The organism is Rhizobium sp. BR 314 (genome assembly GCF_047445805.1).
GTDB lineage: Bacteria > Pseudomonadota > Alphaproteobacteria > Rhizobiales > Rhizobiaceae > Rhizobium > Rhizobium lusitanum_B.
Map to the genome: position 1 here is coordinate 39,898 of NZ_JARWLA010000010.1, position 22,841 is coordinate 62,738.

The 22,841-nt window shown below is 60.4% G+C and carries 26 protein-coding genes and 2 tRNA genes; 20 read left to right on the top strand and 8 right to left on the bottom strand.

Annotated elements, in window-relative coordinates:
* Positions 1–39: 39 nt before the first annotated feature.
* The 4 genes from QD461_RS15255 to QD461_RS15270 all read right to left on the bottom strand — a co-directional run bounded on the left by QD461_RS15255 (position 40) and on the right by QD461_RS15270 (position 2,314).
* Positions 40–699: a hypothetical protein gene (locus tag QD461_RS15255; protein ID WP_414088472.1), complete on the bottom strand. Its 660-nt coding sequence runs from the start codon at positions 697–699 to the stop codon at positions 40–42.
* A 132-nt stretch (positions 700–831) separates the two neighbouring features.
* Positions 832–905 (bottom strand) — tRNA-Gln (locus QD461_RS15260).
* A gap of 220 nt (positions 906–1,125) precedes the next feature.
* Positions 1,126–1,761, bottom strand: a complete 636-nt coding sequence (locus QD461_RS15265; RefSeq protein ID WP_414088473.1) for an NrsF family protein — start codon at positions 1,759–1,761, stop codon at positions 1,126–1,128.
* Positions 1,748–2,314, bottom strand: a complete 567-nt coding sequence (locus QD461_RS15270; protein ID WP_414088474.1) for a sigma-70 family RNA polymerase sigma factor — start codon at positions 2,312–2,314, stop codon at positions 1,748–1,750. The genes QD461_RS15265 and QD461_RS15270 overlap by 14 nt, the downstream gene beginning before the upstream one ends.
* Positions 2,315–2,558: 244 nt before the next feature.
* On the opposite strand from QD461_RS15270, the gene QD461_RS15275 reads away from it, so the two are divergent.
* From QD461_RS15275 to QD461_RS15295, 5 genes are all read left to right on the top strand, one after another.
* On the top strand, positions 2,559–2,825 hold the full coding sequence (locus tag QD461_RS15275) for a DUF2282 domain-containing protein (RefSeq protein WP_414088475.1): 267 nt from the start codon (positions 2,559–2,561) through the stop codon (positions 2,823–2,825).
* A 46-nt stretch (positions 2,826–2,871) separates the two neighbouring features.
* Positions 2,872–3,156 (top strand): DUF2282 domain-containing protein, encoded by a 285-nt coding sequence (locus QD461_RS15280; RefSeq protein ID WP_414088476.1) that lies wholly within the window; start codon positions 2,872–2,874, stop codon positions 3,154–3,156.
* Positions 3,157–3,238: 82 nt separating this feature from the next.
* Complete coding sequence (locus tag QD461_RS15285) at positions 3,239–4,093, top strand: DUF692 domain-containing protein (RefSeq protein WP_414088477.1); 855 nt, start codon at positions 3,239–3,241, stop codon at positions 4,091–4,093.
* 9 nt (positions 4,094–4,102) lie between these two features.
* Entirely contained in the window at positions 4,103–4,858 is a 756-nt protein-coding gene (locus QD461_RS15290) for a DUF2063 domain-containing protein (protein ID WP_414088478.1), read from the top strand.
* Positions 4,859–4,876: 18 nt separating this feature from the next.
* Complete coding sequence (locus QD461_RS15295; RefSeq protein WP_414088479.1) at positions 4,877–5,362, top strand: DoxX family protein; 486 nt, start codon at positions 4,877–4,879, stop codon at positions 5,360–5,362.
* 38 nt (positions 5,363–5,400) lie between these two features.
* Here the strand turns inward: QD461_RS15295 and QD461_RS15300 are convergent, their stop codons facing one another.
* A complete protein-coding gene (locus QD461_RS15300) occupies positions 5,401–6,357 on the bottom strand; it encodes a phytanoyl-CoA dioxygenase family protein (RefSeq protein WP_414088480.1) in 957 nt (318 codons plus the stop codon).
* Between the two features lie 473 nt (positions 6,358–6,830).
* On the opposite strand from QD461_RS15300, the gene QD461_RS15305 reads away from it, so the two are divergent.
* Positions 6,831–7,751, top strand: coding sequence for a DUF1003 domain-containing protein (locus tag QD461_RS15305; RefSeq protein WP_184704784.1), 921 nt, complete (start codon positions 6,831–6,833; stop codon positions 7,749–7,751).
* Between the two features lie 151 nt (positions 7,752–7,902).
* Here QD461_RS15305 and QD461_RS15310 read toward each other — a convergent pair whose 3' ends face one another.
* Entirely contained in the window at positions 7,903–9,084 is a 1,182-nt protein-coding gene (locus QD461_RS15310) for a TCR/Tet family MFS transporter (RefSeq protein ID WP_414088481.1), read from the bottom strand.
* A 74-nt stretch (positions 9,085–9,158) separates the two neighbouring features.
* Here QD461_RS15310 and tetR point away from each other — a divergent pair, with 74 nt between their 5' ends.
* Positions 9,159–9,764, top strand: coding sequence for a tetracycline resistance transcriptional repressor TetR (tetR, locus tag QD461_RS15315; RefSeq protein ID WP_414088482.1), 606 nt, complete (start codon positions 9,159–9,161; stop codon positions 9,762–9,764).
* 55 nt (positions 9,765–9,819) lie between these two features.
* On the opposite strand, the gene QD461_RS15320 is transcribed toward tetR, so the two are convergent.
* On the bottom strand, positions 9,820–10,482 hold the full coding sequence (locus tag QD461_RS15320; protein WP_414088483.1) for a flavin reductase family protein: 663 nt from the start codon (positions 10,480–10,482) through the stop codon (positions 9,820–9,822).
* A gap of 193 nt (positions 10,483–10,675) precedes the next feature.
* Here QD461_RS15320 and QD461_RS15325 point away from each other — a divergent pair, with 193 nt between their 5' ends.
* From QD461_RS15325 to QD461_RS15350, 6 genes are all read left to right on the top strand, one after another.
* Entirely contained in the window at positions 10,676–11,746 is a 1,071-nt protein-coding gene (locus tag QD461_RS15325) for an ABC transporter ATP-binding protein (protein ID WP_414088484.1), read from the top strand.
* A 133-nt stretch (positions 11,747–11,879) separates the two neighbouring features.
* The gene (locus tag QD461_RS15330; protein WP_414088485.1) at positions 11,880–12,839 is read left to right on the top strand and encodes an ABC transporter substrate-binding protein; all 960 of its coding nucleotides are present in this window, start codon (positions 11,880–11,882) and stop codon (positions 12,837–12,839) included.
* A gap of 11 nt (positions 12,840–12,850) precedes the next feature.
* Positions 12,851–14,530 (top strand): ABC transporter permease, encoded by a 1,680-nt coding sequence (locus QD461_RS15335; RefSeq protein ID WP_414088486.1) that lies wholly within the window; start codon positions 12,851–12,853, stop codon positions 14,528–14,530.
* A 119-nt stretch (positions 14,531–14,649) separates the two neighbouring features.
* Positions 14,650–15,234: an IMPACT family protein gene (locus QD461_RS15340; RefSeq protein ID WP_414088487.1), complete on the top strand. Its 585-nt coding sequence runs from the start codon at positions 14,650–14,652 to the stop codon at positions 15,232–15,234.
* Positions 15,235–15,542: 308 nt separating this feature from the next.
* Positions 15,543–16,001 (top strand): hypothetical protein, encoded by a 459-nt coding sequence (locus tag QD461_RS15345; RefSeq protein WP_414088488.1) that lies wholly within the window; start codon positions 15,543–15,545, stop codon positions 15,999–16,001.
* A 206-nt stretch (positions 16,002–16,207) separates the two neighbouring features.
* Positions 16,208–16,603 carry a cupin domain-containing protein gene (locus tag QD461_RS15350; RefSeq protein ID WP_414088489.1) on the top strand — a complete coding sequence of 132 codons (396 nt, stop codon included), beginning with the start codon at positions 16,208–16,210 and terminating at the stop codon, positions 16,601–16,603.
* Positions 16,604–16,665: 62 nt separating this feature from the next.
* Here the strand turns inward: QD461_RS15350 and QD461_RS15355 are convergent.
* A tRNA-Ser gene (locus QD461_RS15355) sits at positions 16,666–16,755 on the bottom strand.
* A 305-nt stretch (positions 16,756–17,060) separates the two neighbouring features.
* Here QD461_RS15355 and rplU point away from each other — a divergent pair.
* From rplU to QD461_RS15390, 7 genes are all read left to right on the top strand, one after another.
* On the top strand, positions 17,061–17,378 hold the full coding sequence (gene rplU, locus QD461_RS15360) for a 50S ribosomal protein L21 (protein ID WP_004127263.1): 318 nt from the start codon (positions 17,061–17,063) through the stop codon (positions 17,376–17,378).
* Positions 17,379–17,410: 32 nt separating this feature from the next.
* The gene (gene rpmA / locus QD461_RS15365; RefSeq protein ID WP_004127267.1) at positions 17,411–17,680 is read left to right on the top strand and encodes a 50S ribosomal protein L27; all 270 of its coding nucleotides are present in this window, start codon (positions 17,411–17,413) and stop codon (positions 17,678–17,680) included.
* A gap of 129 nt (positions 17,681–17,809) precedes the next feature.
* Positions 17,810–18,445 carry a GNAT family N-acetyltransferase gene (locus QD461_RS15370; protein WP_184704804.1) on the top strand — a complete coding sequence of 212 codons (636 nt, stop codon included), beginning with the start codon at positions 17,810–17,812 and terminating at the stop codon, positions 18,443–18,445.
* The gene (locus QD461_RS15375) at positions 18,442–19,029 is read left to right on the top strand and encodes a GNAT family N-acetyltransferase (RefSeq protein WP_414088491.1); all 588 of its coding nucleotides are present in this window, start codon (positions 18,442–18,444) and stop codon (positions 19,027–19,029) included. Before QD461_RS15370 ends, QD461_RS15375 begins: the two co-directional genes overlap by 4 nt.
* Before the next feature lie 267 nt (positions 19,030–19,296).
* Complete coding sequence (gene obgE, locus QD461_RS15380; protein ID WP_414088492.1) at positions 19,297–20,391, top strand: GTPase ObgE; 1,095 nt, start codon at positions 19,297–19,299, stop codon at positions 20,389–20,391.
* On the top strand, positions 20,388–21,557 hold the full coding sequence (gene proB / locus QD461_RS15385) for a glutamate 5-kinase (RefSeq protein WP_414088493.1): 1,170 nt from the start codon (positions 20,388–20,390) through the stop codon (positions 21,555–21,557). Before obgE ends, proB begins: the two co-directional genes overlap by 4 nt.
* Positions 21,550–22,833 carry a glutamate-5-semialdehyde dehydrogenase gene (locus tag QD461_RS15390; protein WP_414088494.1) on the top strand — a complete coding sequence of 428 codons (1,284 nt, stop codon included), beginning with the start codon at positions 21,550–21,552 and terminating at the stop codon, positions 22,831–22,833. Before proB ends, QD461_RS15390 begins: the two co-directional genes overlap by 8 nt.
* Positions 22,834–22,841: the final 8 nt, after the last annotated feature.

Sequence of the window (22,841 nt, forward strand, 5' to 3'; positions counted from 1 at the left end):
CATACTTCCCTAAAGCGATCATGAAGCGCTATATATCGACTAATTTGAGAAAAGCCTTAATTCGCAGGCAGTGGCTTTGCAAGCAAATTGCACCCAATATGCAAGCATGGAGCAACACGGTTTGTACCGGGTGTTGATCAGCATTCGAATTCCATCCTGGAAGCCACGGGTGTTCGCCTCATGATGCAGTTCAAGATAGTTCGATCTGATCGCAAAGGCATTTGGGGCGGGAACCCCGCTTTTGAGGAGGTACCTCAATTCGCTGCAGCCATCCCGCAGCGTCGGCTTCTGGCGGATACCAAACATGGCGAGTAGCTTGTATGCCCAACCATTCTCCAGATCGAGCTTCAGTTCCTCGATATCAGCCGGACGGCCATAGCGTCTTGCGACGATCGAGACGTCTTCGAGACGCAGGAGCATCACGTCTCTTTCGTGTTCGCAAAGCTTCTGAAGCTGGGCCTTCGACATTGGTTCCTTCGATTTCATCTTCAGTTCGGCCATAAGCGTGTTGAGCTTTCTGCCGATCGCCTGGGCCTTTTTATGATCGGAACAATGAAGGCTCAGTGAAAGCCGGCTGCCCGGCTGGCACCGTGCGAAAGAAGCGGGAACACGTGCGTGCCAGTAGAAGATGTTGCCGCGGCGAATAAGGTTCTCGACGTCGTGGCGGACCGCCATGAGGTTGTTGCCCTTGTCTGCCACCGGCGCTGCCGCCGCAAATTTCGCGTGGGCATCACCTGTGGGCTACAGTTCTGGGCATCAGGTCGCCAATGATGCCAAAACGATATCCGGCACGACTGGAAAATCAAGGAATTAAGGGGATTTAGAGAGAATTGGCTGGGGAACCTGGACTCGAACCAAGATTAACGGAGTCAGAGTCCGTCGTTCTACCATTGAACTATTCCCCAACGGCTACGAAGCAATTTTGTGTTCGCGGCGAAGGTTGCGCCTCTATAATCGAATTTGCCGAGGATGCAAACACTTTAACGCATGCCAGTGCGATTTTTTGAAAACCTGAGACGAGAGCCCCCTCTTTCCGTGCGTCGGCAGCGGGGTTTCCGAATATCGCGGACATCCGGGGCCGGCAAGCGGCCGCTTATTCTTGGCCGTCGTAAGCCAAAAGGCAGCTTACCAGCGCAGAAGGCGCCTGCCGAGGACATAGCCGATGCCCGTCACGATCGCGATCGCGATCGGATACCAGAGCAACACGAAGAGCGGGCTGTCGTCGGTGCAATTGGAGGCATAGAACGTCGCGGCGATGCCGCTGGCGGCAAGGCCTGCAACGGCTCCGGCGACACCCGGCCGCTCCGGCGCCCCCTGGCGCAACGCGAACAGGAAGCAGGCGAGCGGGCCGATCGACAGCAGCGGTATCAGTGTCAGGCAAAAGCGGGCATTGTGCCCGATCATCCGCGTGCTCCAGCTGTCCGCCGGCATGACGGCCAGTTCGGCGACAACGGCGGCAAGCAAGAGGATCGGTGCCGCCAGAAGCAGCCAGCCCCACAAACGCAGCGATGCCCCGGGCCGCCCTATGCGGAAGACGACGGCGCAGGCCGTCACGGCTAGCGCGATCGTCACGACGAATTTGAACAGGAAGCGAACCGTTTCCATCGCGGTGTCGATATCGGCGCGAAAACCGATCATAGCGAAGAAGAGGCCGCCGGCGATCAGAATGCCCGCGATGACCGCCATGGTCAGGGCCTTGCCGATCCGCGTGCGGACCGGCGCATCCTGCGCCAGAAGATGGATAAGGTCATCGGTTTTCACTGGTCTCACTCCGATATAAGGCCGCAAGCACTTTCAGCGCGCGATGCAGCGCCACGCGCACCGCCCCTTCCGTCATCTTCAGCCGATCCGCCGTCTCCCGTACGCTCGTTCCCTCGACGGAAATCGAACGCACGATCGTCTTTTGCGGGTCTTTCAACTGCTCCAACATGCGGTCGACATCAAGCCGATCCAAGGAATCGACATGCTCTTCTGCTTCGAGAACATCGATCACATCGTCGATCGGCACATTCGCATGCCGTCCGCGCCGTCTCAGGCTGTCGATCAGCTTGTTGCGGACGATCGTCGACAGCCAAGGTCCGATCGGCCGCGCCGGGTCCCAGGTTCCGCGCTTCAGGTGGATGGCAAGCAGCACTTCCTGAACCACGTCCTCGGCCTCGCTCGGCGGCGCACCGAACTGGTCGCAACGCCGGCGCGCCATGGCGCGCAGATGCGGCGTTACCGCAGACAGGAAGCGATGGTATGCCTGCCCATCGCCGCCAATGGCGGCGCGCATCCAGACTGCCCATTCCTCTTCGCGCGCCGAATGGCCCACCCGATATCTCCTCTACGCAGGACCGCAGCATTTCGTTACCGGCAACGGTCCTTCTTTTTCAAGTCTTTTCGGCTTCCGCACCGAGACGGCCGATCAGCTGTCAGATCGGTCGGGACACATAGCCGGCACAGAATATCTAGAGATCGGAAAATTTTTTCGGCGCGGGCTGTAACATCACCCGCGCCACCTCCGTAGACCCCGATGCAAGCCAATGACGGCTCGCATCCATCTAGGAGACAGATCCATGAAGAACAGCATCATCACCCTGGCTATTGCAGGCTCGATCGCATCGGCTCTTGCGTCCATCGCTGTCCCGGCATCGGCAGCCGACTCCAAGGAAAAATGCTACGGCGTTGCGCTGAAGGGCCAAAACGATTGCGCAGCCGGCAAGCATGATTGCGCCGGTAAATCGACCATGAGCTATGATAAGATGTCCTTCAAGCTGGTTCCGGCCGGCACCTGCACCTCCATTAAGACCCCGAAGGGCCACGGCTCGCTGACCCCGGCCTGATTTCAAGCCCGATCGTCGATCAATCAGCTGATGTAAGGAATTTATCATGAGCAGGATTTCCGCAGTCGCCTTGGCCGCATCGGTCGCAACAGCCGTCACATTGGCCGCCGGCGTCACCACCGCCTCAGCCGCCGACGCCAAGGAAAAATGCTACGGCATTGCGCTTAAGGGTCAGAATGATTGCGCCGCCGGCCCCGGCACGACCTGCGCCGGCACATCGAAGATCGATTATCAGCGCAATTCGTGGAAGCTCGTTCCGGCAGGAACCTGCGAAGCGATCAAGACGCCGAACGGCCATGGCACGCTGATGCAAGGTCCGGCACCTGTCTGATTAAATCCGTTGACGCAGGGCGGCGTATGGTCCCCGCGCCGCCCTCCTTCCACGATCGAGTCTATCCGAACGGAGGCCTGCCATGAAACCGTCAGAACTTCCCCGCCGTGCAGGCGTCGGCTTCAAGCCGGAACATTTCGCTGCGATCGATGCCACCAGCCAGCCGATCGGCTTCCTCGAAGTCCATGCCGAAAACTACATGGGCGCCGGCGGCCCGCCACATGCCCAGCTAAGCAAGCTGCGGCAGGATTATGCCTTATCGATCCATGGCGTCGGCCTTTCTATCGGCTCGATGCAGCCGCTCAATGCCGACCACCTTGCCCGTCTGAAGATCGTCTGCGACCGCTACGAGCCCGAGAGCTTTTCAGAGCACCTCGCCTGGTCGACCCACGACACCACTTTTCTCAATGATCTGCTACCCCTGCCCTATACAGAGGCGACGTTGGCTCAGGTCTGCAATCATATAGATCAGGTACAGACGCTGCTCGGCCGCCAGATGCTGCTCGAGAATCCGGCTACTTATCTGCTCTTCGAAGAGAGCACGATCGAGGAAACGGAGTTTCTGGCCGAAGTCGTTGGTCGTACCGGCTGCGGCCTGCTGCTGGATGTCAACAATGTCTTCGTTGCCGCCACCAATCACAGGCTGGATCCGCACGACTATCTCAAGCGCTTTCCGGTCCAATGGGTGCGTGAAATCCATCTGAGCGGCCATTCGGAAACCACTGACGATGCCGGCGCGCGGCTCCTGATCGACAGCCACGATACGGCGGTCAAGGATCCCGTATGGGAACTCTATGAGGAACTGATCGCTCGCGCAGGCCCGATCGCCAGCCTGGTCGAATGGGACAGTGACGTGCCCGAATGGCCGGTTCTTCGGGCCGAAGCCGAAGCAGCCGGCGCCATCCTGCATCGCGCCGCTGAACGCCGGGCGGCGTGAGGAGGAGCCATGTCACTTGTCACCCAGGCCGCATTCGCCGCCGCACTCGTGGACCTCGATCTGGCTGTCCCCGAAGGGCTGGCGGCATGGAACGGTCCAAGGCCGGAGCGACGTTTCGGCGTCTATCGCAACAATGTCGCCGTCGGGCTGATCGGTGCCCTCGCCTCGCGCTTCCCTGCGGCCGAAAGAATTGTCGGCGAGGAATTTTTCGCTGGTATGGCGCATGAATTCATCCGCCTGCATCCACCGCAATCGCCGTTGCTGCTGGCTTACGGCGATGACTTCGCCGATTTCGTCGAGCGTTTCGAGCCTGCCCGCGAGGTTCCTTATCTGCCCGACGTCCTCAGGCTCGAGGCGGCGCGAGGCAGAGCCTATCACGCCGCTGACGCCGTACCGCTCGATGCCAGCTTACTGGCGACGATCGAGCCGGAGCGCTTGGAAAGGTTACGGTTTGTCCCGCACCCCTCCGCTTGGATCATTCGATCCGCCCATCCGGTAGTGAGTATCTGGGCGATGAACGCCGGCGAGATGGAGCTCGGGGAGATCGACGATTGGATAGCCGAAGATGCGCTCGTCACCCGTCCGCAAATGACGGTGAAAGTACATAGGCTGCCGCCGGGTGGCGCGGTCTTTCTTGACGGGCTGTTAGCCGGCATCGATCTGGCGAGCGCATTCGAGACCGCGCTTACCGAGGCCGCAGATTTCGACTTGTCCGCCAATCTTGCCGGCGCGCTCGCCGCCGGCGCCTTCACAGGCATTTGCTGAGCGCCAGGGAGAACCGACATGCAAGACCGAATGATGACGGCCGCCACGGCCGAACGCGAAACCGTGCCTCAGAGGCTCTACAGCGCCTTGAGGCTTCTCGACCGCATCCCGCATGATCTGATCGCGCTGATAGCGCGGCTGTCGATCGCCGCCGTCTTCTGGCAGTCGGGTCAAACTAAGGTGGAGGGCTGGCATGTGAGCGACAATGCCGTTTATCTGTTCCAGACGGAATATAAGCTGCCCTTCGTCGATCCGTGGTTCGCCGCACACATCGCCGCTTTCAGCGAGCACTTCTTTCCCTTTCTGCTCGTCATCGGCTTCGCGAGCCGGCTCTCTGCGCTGGCGCTGCTAGGCATGACGCTGGTGATCGAGATATTCGTCTATCCGGATGCATGGCCCACGCATGGGACATGGGCCACGTGTTTCCTGGTGATCATCGCAGGCGGCCCGGGTCGGATCGCGCTCGATCATTTCATCGCCCGGCGGTTTGGCCGGGCGGTGTGATATCGAAGCAAACGGATGGTTGGGGCGCGCGAAGGCGTCTACCGCAAGACGGGCTCCCCATGAAAGCGGCGGCGGGACGGTTTCGAAACGCCGAAGCCGACTTCCATCATGAGGCGCGGTCTTTGCGTGGGAACCGTGCCCATGTGGAAGCCGAAGGGATCTTCGACGAAGCCAGATCCGGCCTTGCCGGTCAGCGTCAGCGCATTCGCCTCTCCATAATAATCGAGCACCTCGTTTGCCGGGTGCCCGACGAGCAAAGTCAGCTGATGCCGTACCTGGCGACGTTTGTGGCTTCCTTTGATAAAGACGTGCGGGCCGGTACCCTCGTCCACATCGACCAGGTTGAAGAAGAACTTCAGCATTCGCCAGTCGTCGAGATCGAAATGATATTTGTCCAGCGAAGCCAGGCTTCTGTCTGCTTCCGAAGCCTGCGTCGGAAAGCTCCACCAGATGCGGGTGGTGATCACCTTGGCCTGTCCGCCGAGATATTGCCTGGCGACATCGATCAGCAGCGGGTCGCGCTGCACCGCCATGACGGCATCGCAATCCAGCGAGCGCTCGAAGAAGTGGCCGCTGAGGATCGGGCGTTCGAAACGCGCTTCCGCTTCCCGATGGTCTCCGGCGACGAATTCGAGCTTGCGGCTGAAATTGCCGAAGCAGCTTGTGGTAAGCGCGAATTCCGCGATTTGACGGTGGATATGATCGGGCAGCGTCAGGCCGGGAAAGATCCCGTCCGATCGCAGGGCGTCAACGACATCCTTGCGATCGACACCTGCAAACATCGATGCACCGGAAGCGGCAAGCTTGACGCGCTGTCGGGTGGCAAACCAGTGCATGCGCCGAAACGGCAGCGTTCGCGCCAACAGGAACATCGGCAACCAGGCCGGATTTTCCCGGAGATCTGTGAGATAGGTGGGTATCCTGACGGCCATGCGCTTGAAGCGCCCGCCTCCTCGAGCAACGGACTCCAGGTCTGCTGTTGGGGAATTGTGCATAGTTATCCTCTCCGCACATGTGCAGTTTTCGGCAACAGGCCCAACACCCCGTTGTTATTAAATCATTGAGACTTCCGCATTTATTCGCGACAGCGAATGTGCTGTGCAGCGCAGCAAATAGAAGTCGGCCGCCTTCGGTCAAGAGGGTGGAAAATCATAAATTTGATTCGAACGGCAGAAAATTTCGGCGCCGACACGCGGTGCTTTTGCAGCGGCAGGGAAATCATCGTGCAGTTGCCGTAGTGTGCGAAAAGACGACGCGGTCCAAAAACTATGCGGGAACGACACATCCCATTTGCCGTTAATTAGGACAGTGGCATTATAGGATATCCGGCGGCTTCAAACGGAACGGCGACAACGAAAGCGCGCGGGAACGCTTGATGGCGACTTCGATTTGACAGTCTTGTAACAGTCACATTCCTGTTGGCATTGTTGGCTAAATGAGCGGGAAGACATGGAAGAGGCCCCCCTTTATGACAGATACCAAGACGCTTGATCCCACCGAAGGAATAGTCGATTTCGATGCCGGCGAGGGCGAAGCCGCGACCATCGTGGAGATGGACGATTATACCAAAAGCCTTGCCCGGGCGAAGGCCAAGTCTGTCAAGCTCGTCGATGCCATTACCGGCCAGACGCTGAAGAAGAAGGATGCGGTGCACGTCGATGACCTCCGCCCATCCCTGGCGGATTTCATGCGGCTGAAGCATCCCGAGCTTCGCGCCGACGACTATGTCAGCCGCAAGGTCATGGACGACTATCGCGCCCAGTATATCGCCCAACTTCTGACGGTCGAGCGAGGCGAGCTTTCCAACCTCGAAGACGAGGTGGTCGAGAGCCTGAAGACGCATGATACGCTCGCCGAGAATATCGAAGAAGACTACGAAGACAACCGCTCCATCGGCGACCGTATGGCCGATGCCGTCGCCACCTTTGGCGGCAGCTGGACCTTCATCATCTCGTTCTGTCTGTTTCTCGGGGTCTGGATGGCCGTTAACGTCATCATTGGCGAGAAAGAGGCATTCGATGCCTATCCGTTCATCCTCTTGAATCTCGTCCTATCGACGATCGCTGCACTGCAAGCGCCCGTCATCATGATGAGCCAGCGACGCCAGGAAGAGAAGGACCGCCTGCACGCACTCAACGACTACAAGGTGAACCTGAAGGCCGAGCTGGAAATTCGCCACCTGCACGAAAAGGTCGACCATCTCCTCAACCGCCAATGGGAGCGCCTTACCGAAATCCAGCAGATTCAGATCGAGATGATGCTGGAACAGGCCAAAGCCGCCACGCGCGCGCTGAAAACCAACAAGGCAGCGGCCAAGGCAAAGACGAGCGGCCTGAAGAGCCTGTTCGTCAAGGCCAAGGATCCCGATTCGGACGATTCCGAGAATTGACTTGGGAGGGCACGGTGCAACCCTGCTTCCACTGTGACGCTGCCAAAGGGCGGGCCACTCGGCCCGCTTTTCTGTGTCGGGCCTCCTCCTTGTGACGGAGGTCTGGCGTTTCACGTGAAATGCCGTACCCCGATCCGCAAGGCTTCCAAACTCACGCGTCGGCCGTTTTCCTCCGCGTCGCGAACAACATCGGCATGCAGGCAAGATAAAGCAGAGCACCGAGAACCCAGACAAGGCCAGGGAAGATGGACCTGGATGCGAAGTAGATCTCGCTGATGGCGAGCGGCGCGATGACGGATGCAAGGCTCGTCAAGCTGCCCAATACGCCTTGCAGACGTCCCTGCTCGTCCGCACCCACGCGCTGCGTCATCATGGACAGCAACGCCGGCTGACCGATACCGCCGAGGCAGAACAGCGGAAAGAGAAGAAAGGCGATGAAGCCGCGCGTGGCGAAGGCGATAGCGATATAGGCGGCGCTATCGCAAACGATCGCAACGATGAGCGCTCGCCGCTCGCTCCAGCGCTCACTCAAGGGACCGGCGACAAAGGCCTGGGCGAGCGCGTGGAAGAGACCGAAACCGGCAAGCGAGAGGCCAACGGTCGCGGTGTCCCAGGCGAACTTGTCCTGTCCATAGAGCACCCAGACGGTTCCGCCGATTTCGCCGACCATGCTAAGGATGATTGACATCAAAAGCAGCGGCAGCAGTGCCGGAAACGCACCGATCCAACGCAGGGGCGCCAGCGGATGGAAAGCGGCCGGATCGAGGCATTCCGGTCTCGCGCTGCGCGTTTCCGGCAGAATCGCGAGCGCCAGAATGAAATTCGCCATGACAAGCAGCCCCGCCGCCACGAAGGGCGCACGAACGGAAACCGTGCCGAGCACGCCGCCGATCACAGGCCCGAGAATGAAACCGATGCCGAAACAGGCGCTGAGTAACCCGAAGACGCGGGTGCGCTTCTCCTCGGGGGTGATGTCGGTAAGGCACGCCGCAGCGACGGATGCGTTTGCCGCCGTCAGACCGGCAACGGCACGCCCGAGGAACAGCCACCAGAAGTCAGGTGCCCATGCCATGAAGGCGTAGTCGATCATCCCGCCCGCCAGCGAGATTAGCAACACAGGCCTACGCCCATAACGGTCGCTCAATGTTCCGAGGACGGGGGCGGCGAGAAACTGCAGCGCGGCATAAAGCGAGAGGAACGCGCCGTACCGCCAGCCGAGATCGGGCGTATGCGCCACGCAGCGCAGGAGTTCCGGCAGGATTGGCATCACAAGGCCCGTGCCGGCGGCATCGAGAACGACAACGGAGAGAATGGTCAAAAGCATCTTGTTCATAGCGCAAACTTATCATTGATAAGGAAGTTTATCGCTGATAAATTACGTTTCTGAAGCTGTCAATTGGAGATGCGATGAAAATCGACCAGGCCCAGATCGTCGACACGGCACTGACCATATTGAACGAAGTGGGCATCGACGGACTGTCGACGCGGCTGATCGCGCAGCGCCTCGGCGTGCAGCAACCGGCACTCTACTGGCATTTCAAGGGCAAGCAGAACCTGCTGGCGGCGATGAATATCGAGATGCTGAAGCGAAGCCATACGCGCCGCACTCCCCTTGCCGGCGAGACCTGGCAGGATTTTCTGCGCGCCAACGCTCGCAGCTTCCGTTCCGCCTTGCTCACATGGCGCGACGGCGCCCGCGTCCATGCGGGAACGGAGGCCGATCCCTCGGATCTCGACACGATCGAGATCCAGCTCGGCTGCCTGTGCGAGGCAGGCTTTACGCCGGGTCAGGCGCTGGAGCTGCAGATCGCGATCGGTCGCTATGTGGTGGGCTGCGTTCTGGAAGAACAGGCCGATGCGACAGACGCTTCGGAACGATCAGATCTGGACATCGCGGCTGAAAGCCATCCGAATCTTACCCAGGCGATCGCGCATTATCGTGCGAATGGGCACGAGGCATTTTTCGAGCGCGGCCTCGATTTGCTGATCCGCGGCGCCGAAACCACGAAATAACCCGCTGGCGCCACAAGGCCGGCAGGAACGATCCGAGCAGGTGGCCGCAGGCGCGTCATGCTTCGGCTTTAAACGTGCGCCCGAGATCCTGGCCAGTGCCGAAATAGTGCCGGAATACATAAAGCAGCGGGCTCCATCGGCTGGTGTCGATGTGGTTCGTGCCCGGGATGACAATGTCCCGATGCGCGTGAATGCGGATCACCTTCGTCTCGATGATCCAGAAGCCCTCCTGCCGTTCCGCGGGCCACTCGCCACCGGGAGCGTGCGAAGCGACGACCTCCGCTTCGAGTTGAATCGGGCATTCGGCTATGCGCAACGGACGGACAAGCTCGGACGCCTGCGGCGTAAAGCCCGATACATCAAACTTGTCGGCCTCGAAACGATAGCCGATCTTTTCCTTATGCGCGGGAACGGGATTGCGTCCTGTCGTCGGAGCAAGAGCCTCGATCTTCGGCCAAAGATCCGGAGAGGGGAAGTTCAACACCAGCTGCCGTTCGCGCATAGCGTTTTCCCGTCCCTTGCTCGTGGCTGTCAGGCCGAGAATCATGCGGTCGAATTGTGCCCAGGCCGAAGACATGGGCGAGATGTTTGTCGTGCCGTCGGCGTTGAGGCTCGTGATCAGCGCAACGGGTGTCCCGACATAGAGCACACTCGGCTTGATGACGATGTGTTCCCGTTCATGTTCGCTTGGCTTGGATTCGGCTGCGTTCGTCAACATTGCAAATTCTCCTTTTGGAATCGCAATGTAATCCTGCGGACGCAGGGAATAGTTCGATAACGGCCGAACTATGTAGCTCAGTTGGATGCCGGACTACGGGAACGTCCCACAGTAAATTCGTCACACCAATGTCATGCAGCTGTCATGTGCCGCCTCTACTCAGGCTTGTAGTTTTAGAAACGCTGATTTTTAAATGACAAGTGACACGAACCGGATCCAGACCGCCGTTTCGGCATCGGGATTGGAACTTCATTACGATAAGACGGCCGTTCTGCGCGGTATCGATCTTTCGCTCGCCAAAGGACGAACGCTGGCGCTGCTCGGCCCTTCCGGGTGCGGCAAGACGACTCTGCTCCGCCTGGTTGCCGGCCTACTTGCACCAGCGAAGGGCCAGATAGCTATTTCCGGCCAAGTGGTTGCCGATGCAGCATCGAACACCTTCGTACCACCGGAAAAGCGCAATCTCGGCATGGTCTTTCAGGACTATGCGCTTTGGCCGCATCTGACGGTTGGCGGCAATGTCTCCTTTCCGCTCGAAATGCGCGGTGTCTCGAAGGCCGAACGCGAGCAGCGCACGATGCGGGCGCTGGAACGCGTCGGCCTCGCGCCGCTCGCGCAACGACGCCCGAGCGATCTTTCCGGCGGCCAGCAGCAGCGCGTCGCGATCGCCCGCGCGATCGTCGCCGAGCCGCAGCTCATCCTGTTCGACGAGCCGCTCTCCAACCTCGATCGCGAACTGCGCGAAAACATGGTCGGTGAGCTTGCCGAGCTGATAGCCACGCTCGGACTGACGGCAATCTATGTCACGCACGATCACAGCGAAGCCCTGACGCTCGCAGACGAGGTCGCCATCATGCGGTCGGGCGAGATAGCCCAGCTCGCCTCGCCGGATATCCTGATCGAAAACCCGGCTTCGCCTGAAGTCGCCGAATTCCTGCGGCTCGGCAGCACGGCGCATCTGGAATGGCACGACAATGGCTGGCGGCTGGCCGGAAGCCCGCACGTTCTGTCGGGCGCAGCGCGCCCTGGACAGGAAAAGGCCAGAATCCTCATTCCGACGCGCGCCATCTCGATCGGCGAAAGCACCTGGCCAAGCCTGCCGGCGACGGCCTTGCGTTCGCATTTCCGGGGCGACGGTCACCTGGTCACCGCCGCACCGCACGGCACGACGGGCGTCGAACTGCAGGTTTTGAGCCCGATTAGGATCCGGCCGGGCGAACAGATCGGTCTTTCGGTCGATGCCGACAGCATCCTGTGGTTCTAGAGCAACTCCAGCGAAAGTGCGCAGCGGTTTTGCGCCAGGAGTTGCGTAAAAACAAAGAGATAGAGCCTTTCCGGATTTCGGAGAAAGCGAAAAGGCTCTAGCAGGAACATCACGAAGCCATAACGAGGAAGTCATGTTTAAATCGCTGAAAACAATTGCCATTTTTGCGCTGTCAACCACCCTTCTGGCAGGTGTCGCCCATGCCGATATCACCGTCTACACCGCCGGCCCGCAGAACCTCATCGACAAGCTTTCCGCCGGCTTCACCGCCCAGAGCGGCATCAAGGTGAATGTCTTTCAGGCGACGACCGGCAAGGTCATGGCACGCATCGAGGCCGAAGCCGCCAACCCCGTCGTCGACGTGCTGATCTCCGCATCCTGGGATACCGCAACCGATTTCGCCAAGCGCGGCTGGCTCGTCTCCTACACCAGCCCGAATGCCGAAAAGGTTCCGGCATTCCTGAAGAACGATACGGCAGTTGCCCAGGGCGTCTCGGCGCTCGGCATTGCCTGGAACACCAAGAGCGGCACGTCTCAGCCGAAGGAATGGGCCGATCTCGCCAAGCCCGAGTTCAAGGATCTCGTCAATATTCCCGATCCTGCCCAGTCCGGCTCCTCCTTCGAGCTGACGGCGGCCCTCGGCGGCAAGGACGACTATAAGCTCTTTAGGGAACTCAAGGGCAACGGCGCCATCATCGCCGGCGCCAATGCCGAAGCGCTGAACCCGGTGCTGCAGGGCGCCAAGGCCGCCGTCTTCGGCGCGGTCGACTACATCACCTTCGCCGCCAAGGCCAAGGGCGAAAGCATCGACGTCGTCTTCCCGCAGTCGGGCACCGTCATCGCGCCGCGCCCTGTCATGATCCTGAACTGGTCGAAGCATCAGGACGAAGCCAAGAAATTCGTCGACTACATGCTGTCGGATGCAGGCCAGAAGCTCGTTGCCGGCACCTTCCTGATGCCAGCCCGCTCCGACATACCGGCCTCGCGTCCCCTCGTCAGCGATCTCAAGCTGCTCGATTACGACCTCAACGCCGTCTACGGCAAGCGCAAGGAAATCCTGAAGCAGGTCGGCGATCTGTTCGGCAGCAAGTAGGGCTTTATACGATGAAGACGAAGGGAACAGGCGCTCCGATGCCGGCAGCGTGGCTCGCAGGCCTTGGGCTGATCATCATCGTCGCCTTTCCTTTCGCCGCCGTCGTGCTGCAGGCCATCTTTCCCTCGCTGGGGCAAGGCTCGTTTGCAGCGCCCTTTTCGGCCATCGGCAAGACACTGGCCGATGAAGCGCTTCTCGGCATGACCGCGAACACGGTCATTCTCGGTTGTGCCGTCGTTCTCGCCTCGGCCCTCGTCGCCGTTCCCCTCGGCGTGTTGCGCGCGCTTTACCGCATTCCCTTCGCGCCGCTGTGGGATGTGCTTCTGCTCACCCCCTTCATGATCCCGCCCTATATCGCCACGCTCGGCTGGATCATGACGCTGCAACCACGCGGCTATCTGGAGCAGCTTGCGGGTTTCAATCTCGCCTCTACCCTGTTCTCGCCGACGGGCATGACCGTGATCATGACCTTCAATACCTTTCCGGTCGTCTATTTCGCCGTCTCGCGCACGGTTGAGGCCGTCGGCGCCCGCTATGCCGATGTCGGTCGCGTCTTCGGTGCCTCGCCGGCACGCGCCTTCTGGCGCATCACGCTGCCGCTATCCGCCCCCGGCCTTGCCGCAAGCCTGCTGCTCGTCTTCGCCGCCGCCATCGAGGAATATGGTACGCCCGCAGCGCTTGGCCGCCGCGCAGGCTTCCAGGTTCTCGTCACCGGCATCGACACCCGCATCGGTGACTGGCCGATCGACCTGCCGGGCGCCGCCATCCTGTCGCTGACCCTCGTCATCATCTCGCTGATCGCATTCCTCATCCAGCGCTGGATCCTGTCGCGACGCTCCTACCAGACGGTGAGCGGCAAGCCGCAGAACAAGGATAAACGGCCCCTCGGCGCAATGACGGCGCCGGTCCTACTGGCCTTCGGCACCGTCTCGTTCCTCGCGACGGGCGTGCCTATGCTGTCGATCCTCGCCACCGCGCTGTCGAAGACGATCTCGCGCGGCCTCGTCGTCGGCAATCTCGGCGTCGACAATTTCGTGGCCGTCTTCGGCAACAGCGCCGGCGCACTCGGCGCGCTCGGCAACAGCCTGGCGCTTGGCATCGGCACCGCTGTCGTGACAGGCCTCATCGGCGTCACATCGGCCTATGCCGTCGTCAAGACGAAGATGCGCGGCCGCCTGCTGATCGACGTCATGACCGTACTGCCCAATGCCCTGCCCGGCATCGTCGTCGCCGTTGGCCTCATCCTTGTCTGGAACATGCCCGGCCTGCCCTTTACACCCTATAATACCGCCATCATCCTGCTGCTCGCCTACTGCTGCATTCTCCTGCCGCAGACGGCGCGCTACTCTTCGGCCGCTTTTCAGCAGATCGGCGACAATCTCGAGGCCGCCGCCCGCGTTGCCGGCGCCGGCACGCTGACGGTCTTCCGCCGCATTCTCCTACCGTTGGTGTTACCGAGCCTCGCATCCGCCATGCTTCTCGTCTTCGCGCTGGCATCGCGCGAGCTCGTGGCCTCCATCGTGCTGGCACCCGTCGGCATGCAGACTATCGCCACCTTCATCTGGCGGCAGTTCGAGCAGGGCTCCATCGGCCTCGGCATGGCCATGGCCTTCGTGACGATCATCATTACCACACTCATTCCGCTCGCTTTCCTCGCTCTTCTGCGCCGCAGCGGCCTTGTGGCCGAGTAGCAAGCTCAGTTATAATTTGCCGGCTAACGGTCTGCAAACCCCTCCTCGACACGCCCGGTCAAACCATCGTTCGAATGAACCCTGTCGGAAAATTGATATTTCTGCGCTAAGAGCGGTTCATGTTTACGCTCACGACCGCCAGCAGCCATTCCCAGGAGATCAAACGCAGCCGCTTTCTCGCGATAGCTGGCCCCGTGGCGGACGAGCAGGCCGCGAAGGACTTCATTGCCGAACATTCGGCTGCTGACGCCAACCACAATTGCTGGGCATGGCGGATGGGCCAGAACTATCGGTTCAACGATGACGGGGAGCCGAGCGGCACGGCAGGCAAGCCCATTCTGCAAGCGATCGACGGGCAAGAGCTGGACTGCGTTGTCGTCGTGGTCACTCGCTGGTTCGGCGGCGTCCTGCTCGGCAGCGGCGGGCTGATCAGAGCCTATGGCGGCACCGCCGCCCTCTGTCTTCAGGCTGCAGAGAAGATCAAAATCGTGCCCATGACCTCTGTCGGCATAGAGGTGCAGTTCTCCGATCTCGCCCTGCTGAAAGCCCGGCTTGCTGCCTCGCCAGGCACCTCCATAACGGCAGAGCAATTCATCTCCACCGGCGCCGTGCTGACCCTGAACATTCCCACGGCGAACGCCGACGACATCCTGCAAATGGTAACGGACCTAACGAGCGGCCGCGCGATGATCGACAGGAGTTGATGGATCATCGGTTCGAATGCCTTCCCATACCGCAACTGGAATATGCTGGCGCGCGTCGATCGGCAAATGGCGCCGCGATATGACCACCGCCAAATTCCACGGCGAAATCTCCCATCCCGCGACAGAACGGGATTCGGAAGGGATATCGACCTCAAACTCCTGCAGATCGCGCGGAAAAGGTATAAATTTCTCCAGAAGACGTCATTTCCTTCCACTTTTGGCAGCTCGTTCCCTTTTTCGATTTGCAGACATCCTTTTAGCGACCTACCCCATCCCAGTCTTCATCCGGCACAGCGAAGGAATATGCGATGGAAATCAAGGAAACGCCTGATCTGTGGGTCCTGCGCGCCAGGAAACGCCTGCGCATTCCCGATATCAAACAGGCCGCTCTTGAATATGCCCCGCAATTCGAAAAGCAGATCGCCGATTCCAGGCTAAAGGCCGCCGGCCCATGGCTCTTTGTCTCCCACAACCTGCCGAGAAACGGTAAGACATTCTTCGATTGGGAAATATGCCGCCCGGTAGAAAAACCAGAAGGCTATGACGGCGCCATGGAGCTTCACCATCTGGAGCCGATCATTGTGGCAAGCAAGATGCATCAGGGGTCGCTGCGGACCCTCTTTACCCAGGGCTATGCCCCCTTGGTCGCCGAAATCGAAATGTCCCGTCACATCTTTTCGGGCGAGAGCCGGGAAGTCTATCATGGCTGGAACGGCCCCGGCGCTTCTTACCAAAGGGTCGAAATTCAGTTCGGCCTCGCACGCTGACCCTTCGATCGCCATGGAAAATCGACGATTGCGCGTGCCAACCTCTCTACCGGACTGCCGGAAGGCGCGTTTTGAAGCGATGATATCTTGCGGATGCGCCGCATTTCAAATGCAGCCCACTCGATCACCCGATGTAGATCCGATTGACATTCTCTGCGATTGTGACACCGTTCCGCACGGTTGCTGACCTACCGTTTTGAGGCAAAATGACAAAACGATCGCAAGCAGTTATCACCACCGCCGAGGAACGCCAGCGCGACGGCTGGAACGATCCCGTTCATGGTGCCATCTCCTGGCACACGCTCTTGAGCAGTGACATCACCCCCACCGACAGCATGAGCGCCGGCATCGCCGAACTTTCCCCCGGCGGCGAACTGAAGCCGCATCGGCACGACCCATCGGAAATCTATTTCATCTTCGAGGGAACCGGCATCGTCCGGATCGACGGCCAGGAAACCACGGTCAAATCAGGCACGACAGTCTTCATCCCCGGCAACGCCGAACACGGCATCCGCAACGAATCATCCGCCAATCTGAAATTCTTCTACGTCTTCCCGACAGGATCATTTGCGGACGTGGTCTATCGCTTTCCGGAGAATTAAGGCGCTTCGGCCGCTTTCAGCAGCAAATGGCTTGGCAATTCAGGCAATGAGGGCCTAAAGAATGGCGGAGAGGGTGGGATTTGAACCCACGATACCCTTGCAGGTATGCCGCATTTCGAGTGCGGTGCATTCGACCACTCTGCCACCTCTCCGGTTATGCTGGTCGGCGCGTGTCTCAGCGCGGGCTGTCTCATAGCGACAGTCGGAGAGGATGGCAAGGGCGAATGTGAAAGCTTTTCATCCTTTCGCCTTGACAGATCAGGGACGCTTATATATCCGTGCGGCGCAATAGGTGTGGATAAGTCCGCGCCTTGCTGCCCTGCTTCTCGCAGGGCTTCACCGGCAGATATTTTTTGAAGGCATAAGCCTCCGGGATCCCTGCTAAATTTCGACTGATAAAAAGACGGCCGCTCGCCCCGATGGCGAGAGAGCCGGAACGAACATGAAAGGATAAAAAATGTTCGCAGTCATCAAGACCGGCGGTAAGCAGTACCGAGTGGCAGCAAACGACGTGCTGACCATCGAGAAGCTCGAAGTCACCGCTGGCGGCACCGTAGAATTCACCGAAGTCCTCGTTATCGGCGAAGGCGCCGACGCTGCGATTGGTGCTCCCTTCGTCAAGGGCGCTTCCGTCAAGGCCGAAGTGGTCGAGCACAACCGCGGCAAGAAGGTCATCGCCTTCAAGAAGCGCCGTCGTCAGAACTCGAAGCGTTCGCGCGGCCATCGCCAGCATCACACGGTTGTCCGCATCACGGACATCGTGGCTGCCAAGTAAGTAACGGGATCAAGGTTTAAAGGAGAACTCCAATGGCACACAAAAAAGCTGGCGGTTCCTCGCGCAACGGTCGCGATTCCGAATCCAAGCGCCTTGGCGTGAAGAAGTTCGGCGGCGAAGCCGTCATCGCAGGCAACATTATCGTGCGTCAGCGCGGCACGCAGTGGCACCCGGGTTCCAACGTTGGCCTCGGCAAGGATCACACGATTTTTGCGCTTACGGCGGGCAACGTGAACTACCGTACGAAGGCCAATGGCCGAGTGTACGTATCTGTAATGCCGAAAGCGGAAGCAGCGGAATAAGCCGGTAGCGCTCTAAAACAGCCGGCGTCTCATCGACCCGGCTGAGCGCATCAGGTTCAGTCCAGAAAACAGGGGAGATGGGACGCCATCTCCCCTTTTTCTTTACCCTCAACCAAGGAGGACTGAACCATGCAAGGCGAATTGTTAAGGGAAGGCCAATCGAGGTCTCCCGAAGAGCGGCTGAGGCCGGAACGGTTAAGGACCGATTGCCCTGTCTTACTGTCGGAAAGGCTCGTTCTGCGCGCGCCCCACGAAGAAGACATTGACGCCCTTGCCCATCTCGCCAACAACGCCAATGTCGCTACTATGGTATCGCGTATGCCGCACCCGTATACGACCAATGATGCCGCCGATTTCGTGCGACGCACGAAGCTTGGCGAGATTGGCAAGTGCGTCTATGCGATTACGAAAGCCGACAACGGCGCCTTTCTAGGATGTTGCGGCGTCGAGCCGACGGCCGATCCGGATACGGTCGAGATCGGTTATTGGCTGGGCGAACCCTACTGGAACCAGGGCTATACGACGGAAGCCGCCCATGCGCTCGTCGACATGGTCTTCCGTACCCGTGAGAACGTTGCCCAGATCGATGCCCGCTGCAGGGTCATGAACGTTGCCTCGCGACGGGTCGTGCAGAAGTGCGGCTTCCAGTTCCAGGGGTCCGGCCTTGCCGCGTCGCTCGCGCTCGGCAGCACCGTTCCGGTCGAATGGTACAGGCTCGACCGCAAGACCTGGATATCCTTGCGCAGCTGGGGAGGCATGAGATGAACGCGCTCGCCCTCAACCGCCGCAATGACAGGATGCTAATGCCAGGCCCGACGCCGGTTATCCAGACCGGACGGCTGACGTTGCGCCCGCACCGGCTGAGCGACGCCGACATGATCGCGGAATCGCTTTCCGATTTCGCTGTTACCCGCATGCTGGCGAGGGTGCCCGCACCCTATGACCGGCAGGATGCGCTGGACTGGCTGGTGGAGCACACCTCGAGCCTCGGCATCGATTGGGAACTGGCCATCACCGAACAGGATGATGCCCATATCGGCTGCGTCGGCATTGAACTCCGCCAAGGCCGCTGGCATCTCGGCTACTGGCTGAACCGCTTCTACTGGCGGCACGGCATCATGAGCGAGGCGGTCAAGGCCGCGCTCGAACGCTTTGCCCGCCGCATGCCCGAAGTCGCCATCCATTCCGGCGTCTTCGCCGACAATCCGGCGTCCCTCAAGCTGCAGCAGAAGCTCGGCTTCGAAATCACCGGTTGCTCGGAGATCTACAGCTTTGCCCGCAACACCATGGTTCCGCACATCGAAACCGTGTTGAAGCCTGGTGCGCTGCGGCTCTCGCAGGCGGCATGACATCTTGAAACCTGCTATCGCCGGCCTCGCCGGCGATAGCACAGCATCAATCGCGCTGTTCTTCATGTTCTGGCACGAAGACCGCACGATATTCTTTGACCTAAGCCCGAAGCGCCTATATCGAAGGCGACATGACGGGTAAACAGCCGGCCGATGTGCATTCACGGATGCACAAAGGACGGCGGAAATCGATAAAGAGCGCATAGGCTTTTCCGACTCCCATTCGATCCGAAGGGATATGCGCCGACACCGGGTGACGGACGTAAGATGAAATTTCTCGATGAAGCAAAAGTCTATATTCGCTCAGGCGATGGCGGCGCAGGCAGCGTCTCCTTCCGGCGCGAGAAATTCATCGAATTCGGCGGCCCGGACGGCGGCGATGGCGGCCGCGGCGGCGATGTGTGGGTCGAGGCCGTCAACGGCCTCAACACGCTGATCGACTTTCGTTATCAGCAGCATTTCAAGGCCACGATCGGCATGCACGGCATGGGCAAGAACCGCGCCGGTGCCAAGGGTGCCGACGTGACGCTGAAGGTTCCAGTCGGCACGCAGATCTTTGAGGAAGACGGCGAAACCCTGATCTGCGATATCACACAGGAAGGCCAGCGCTTTCGCCTGGCGCCGGGCGGCAATGGCGGCTTCGGCAACGCCTATTTCAAATCCTCGGTCAACCAGGCCCCGGACTGGGCCAATCCCGGTCTGCCAGGCGAGGAAAAGACCCTCTGGCTGCGGCTGAAGCTGATCGCAGATGCCGGCCTCGTCGGCCTGCCGAATGCCGGAAAGTCGACCTTCCTTGCCGCTGTCAGCCGCGCGCGGCCGAAGATCGCCAATTATCCGTTCACAACTCTGCACCCCAATCTCGGCGTCGCCACCATCGACGGCCAGGAATTCGTGCTGGCCGACATTCCGGGTCTGATCGAAGGCGCGCATGAAGGCGTCGGCATCGGCGACCGTTTCCTCGGCCATGTAGAGCGCACCCGCGTGCTGCTGCATCTGGTCTCTGCCCAGGAAGAGAAGGTCGGTAAGGCCTACAAGACCGTCAAGCACGAGCTTGAGGCTTACGGCAACGAGATCCCAGACAAGCCGGAAATCGTCGCACTGTCGCAGATCGATGTCGTCGACGAGGAAACGCTGAAGAAGAAGACGCGCGAGCTGGCCCGCGCCTGCGGCCGGACGCCCTTCCAGATTTCCGCCATCACGGGGCGCGGCATGACCGAAGTGCTGCGCGCGCTGCGCGACGTCATCGTCGAAGCCAATTCAGGCGAGGCGGACAAGCCGGCCAAGGCACCCAAGGTGCGGCACCGTGACATGCATCTCTCCGACGATACCGGTGAGGATGAAGACGAGGACCAGCAGGGATGACTGCCCGCAAGCCGCTCGACCGTTACCGCCGTATCGTCATCAAAATCGGCTCTGCTCTCCTGGTCGATCGCAAGACCGGCTTGAAGAAATCCTGGCTCGACGGCATGTGTGCCGACATCGCCGCATTGAAGGCCAAGGGCATCGATGTCCTAGTCGTTTCCTCGGGCGCCATCGCGCTCGGCCGCTCCGTGCTCGACCTGCCTTCCGGCGCGCTGAAGCTGGAGGAAAGCCAGGCGGCAGCGGCTGTGGGCCAGATTTCGCTTGCCCGCGCCTGGTCGGAGAGCCTGTCGTATGACGATATCGTTGCCGGGCAGATCCTGCTTACGCTCGGCGACACCGAAGAGCGCCGCCGCTACCTGAACGCCCGCGCTACCATCAACCAGCTTCTGAAGATCGGTGCGGTGCCGATCATCAACGAGAACGATACGGTCGCGACCAGCGAAATCCGCTATGGCGACAATGATCGCCTCGCCGCGCGCGTCGCCACCATGACCGGCGCCGACCTTCTGGTACTGCTGTCGGACATCGACGGCCTTTATACCGCCCCGCCGCACCTCGATCCGCAGGCGAAGTTCCTCGATACGATCCCAGATATCACGCCCGAAATCGAAGCCATGGCCGGCGGCGCCGCCTCCGAGCTGTCGCGCGGCGGCATGCGCACGAAGATCGACGCCGGCAAGATCGCAACCGGTGCCGGCTGCGCCATGATCATCGCTTCGGGCAAGACCGACCGGCCGCTGAACGCGATCGAAAGCGGCGCCCGCTCCTCCTGGTTTGCACCGTCAGGCACGCCCGTCACCGCCCGCAAGACCTGGATTGCCGGGCAGCTGCAACCGGCCGGCGAATTGCATGTCGACGACGGTGCCGTCACCGCGCTTGGTGCCGGCAAGAGCCTGCTGCCTGCCGGTGTGCGCAGCGTCGTCGGCCAATTCAGCCGCGGCGATACAGTCGCCGTCATCGGACCCTCCGGCCGCGAAATCGCCCGGGGCCTTGCCGGCTACGATGCCGAAGAGGCCCGCCAGATCACCGGCCGCAAATCGGCTGACATCGAGGCGATCCTCGGCTATGCCGGCCGCGCCGCCATGGTGCATCGCGACGACCTCGTCATGACCGCGTCCGTCAAGGCGAAGGCCGAGAAGTCGAAGAAGGATGAAGCTCATGCTTGATACTGTCGCACAAAGCCCCGACATCGATGCGCTGATGAATGACATCGGCCGCAAGGCCCGGGCTGCGTCGCGACCGTTGGCCTTTGCTTCGACGGAAAGCAAGAACAAGGCGTTGAACGCCATGGCGGATGCTATTCTTGCTCATGAGGATCATATCCTCTCTGAAAACGCTAGGGATCTGAAGGATGTCGAGGGCACGGATATGCTCGCCTCCTTCGTCGATCGTCTGACGCTGAACGATAAGCGCATTGCCGAAATGGCCGAAGGCATTCGCGCCATTGCCGCGCTCAACGATCCGGTGGGCGAAGTCATCGCCACCTGGGATCGACCGAACGGGTTGAAGATCGAGCGCATCCGCACGCCGCTCGGCGTCATCGGTGTCATCTTCGAAAGCCGCCCGAACGTAACGGCCGATGCCGGTGCGCTGTGCCTGAAGGCCGGCAATGCTGTGATCCTGCGCTGCGGCAGCGATTCCCGCCGCTCCTCGCAGGCGATCCATGAGTGCCTTGTCGAAGGGCTGAAGACTGCCGGCCTGCCGGAGCATTCAATCCAGCTCGTGCCCGTCAGCGATCGCGCCGCCGTAGGCGCCATGCTGCGTGGCCTTGAAGGCAACATCGACGTCATCGTGCCGCGCGGCGGCAAGAGCCTCGTCGGTCGCGTGCAGACCGAGGCGCGCGTACCGGTCTTTGCCCACCTGGAAGGCCTTTGCCACCTCTATATCGATGCCTCGGCCGATCTCGACATGGCGAAATCCATCGTCGTCAACGCCAAGATGCGCCGCACGGGCATATGCGGTGCCGCCGAAACGCTGCTGGTCGATTCCAAGGTCGCCTCCACCCATCTGAAGCCGCTGCTTGACGGACTTGCCGCCGCAGGCTGCGAAATCCGCGGCTCCGCCGAGGTCCTCAAGCTTGAACCCAATGCAAAGGCGGCAACGGAAGAGGACTGGTCGACGGAATATCTGGCGCCGATCATCTCGGTCGCGCTGGTGGACGGCATTTCAGGTGCAATCGCCCATATCGGCAAATATTCGTCGAACCATACCGAAGCCGTGATTGCCGAGGATCCGGCCGTCGTCGAACGCTTCTTTACCGAGATTGATTCGGCAATTCTGCTGCACAATGCCTCGACGCAATTTGCCGATGGCGGCGAATTCGGCATGGGCGCGGAAATCGGCATCGCCACCGGCAAGATGCATGCCCGCGGGCCTGTTGGCGTTGAACAACTCACCTCTTTCAAATATCGCGTGCGCGGCACCGGACAGATACGGCCCTGACGTGCTGA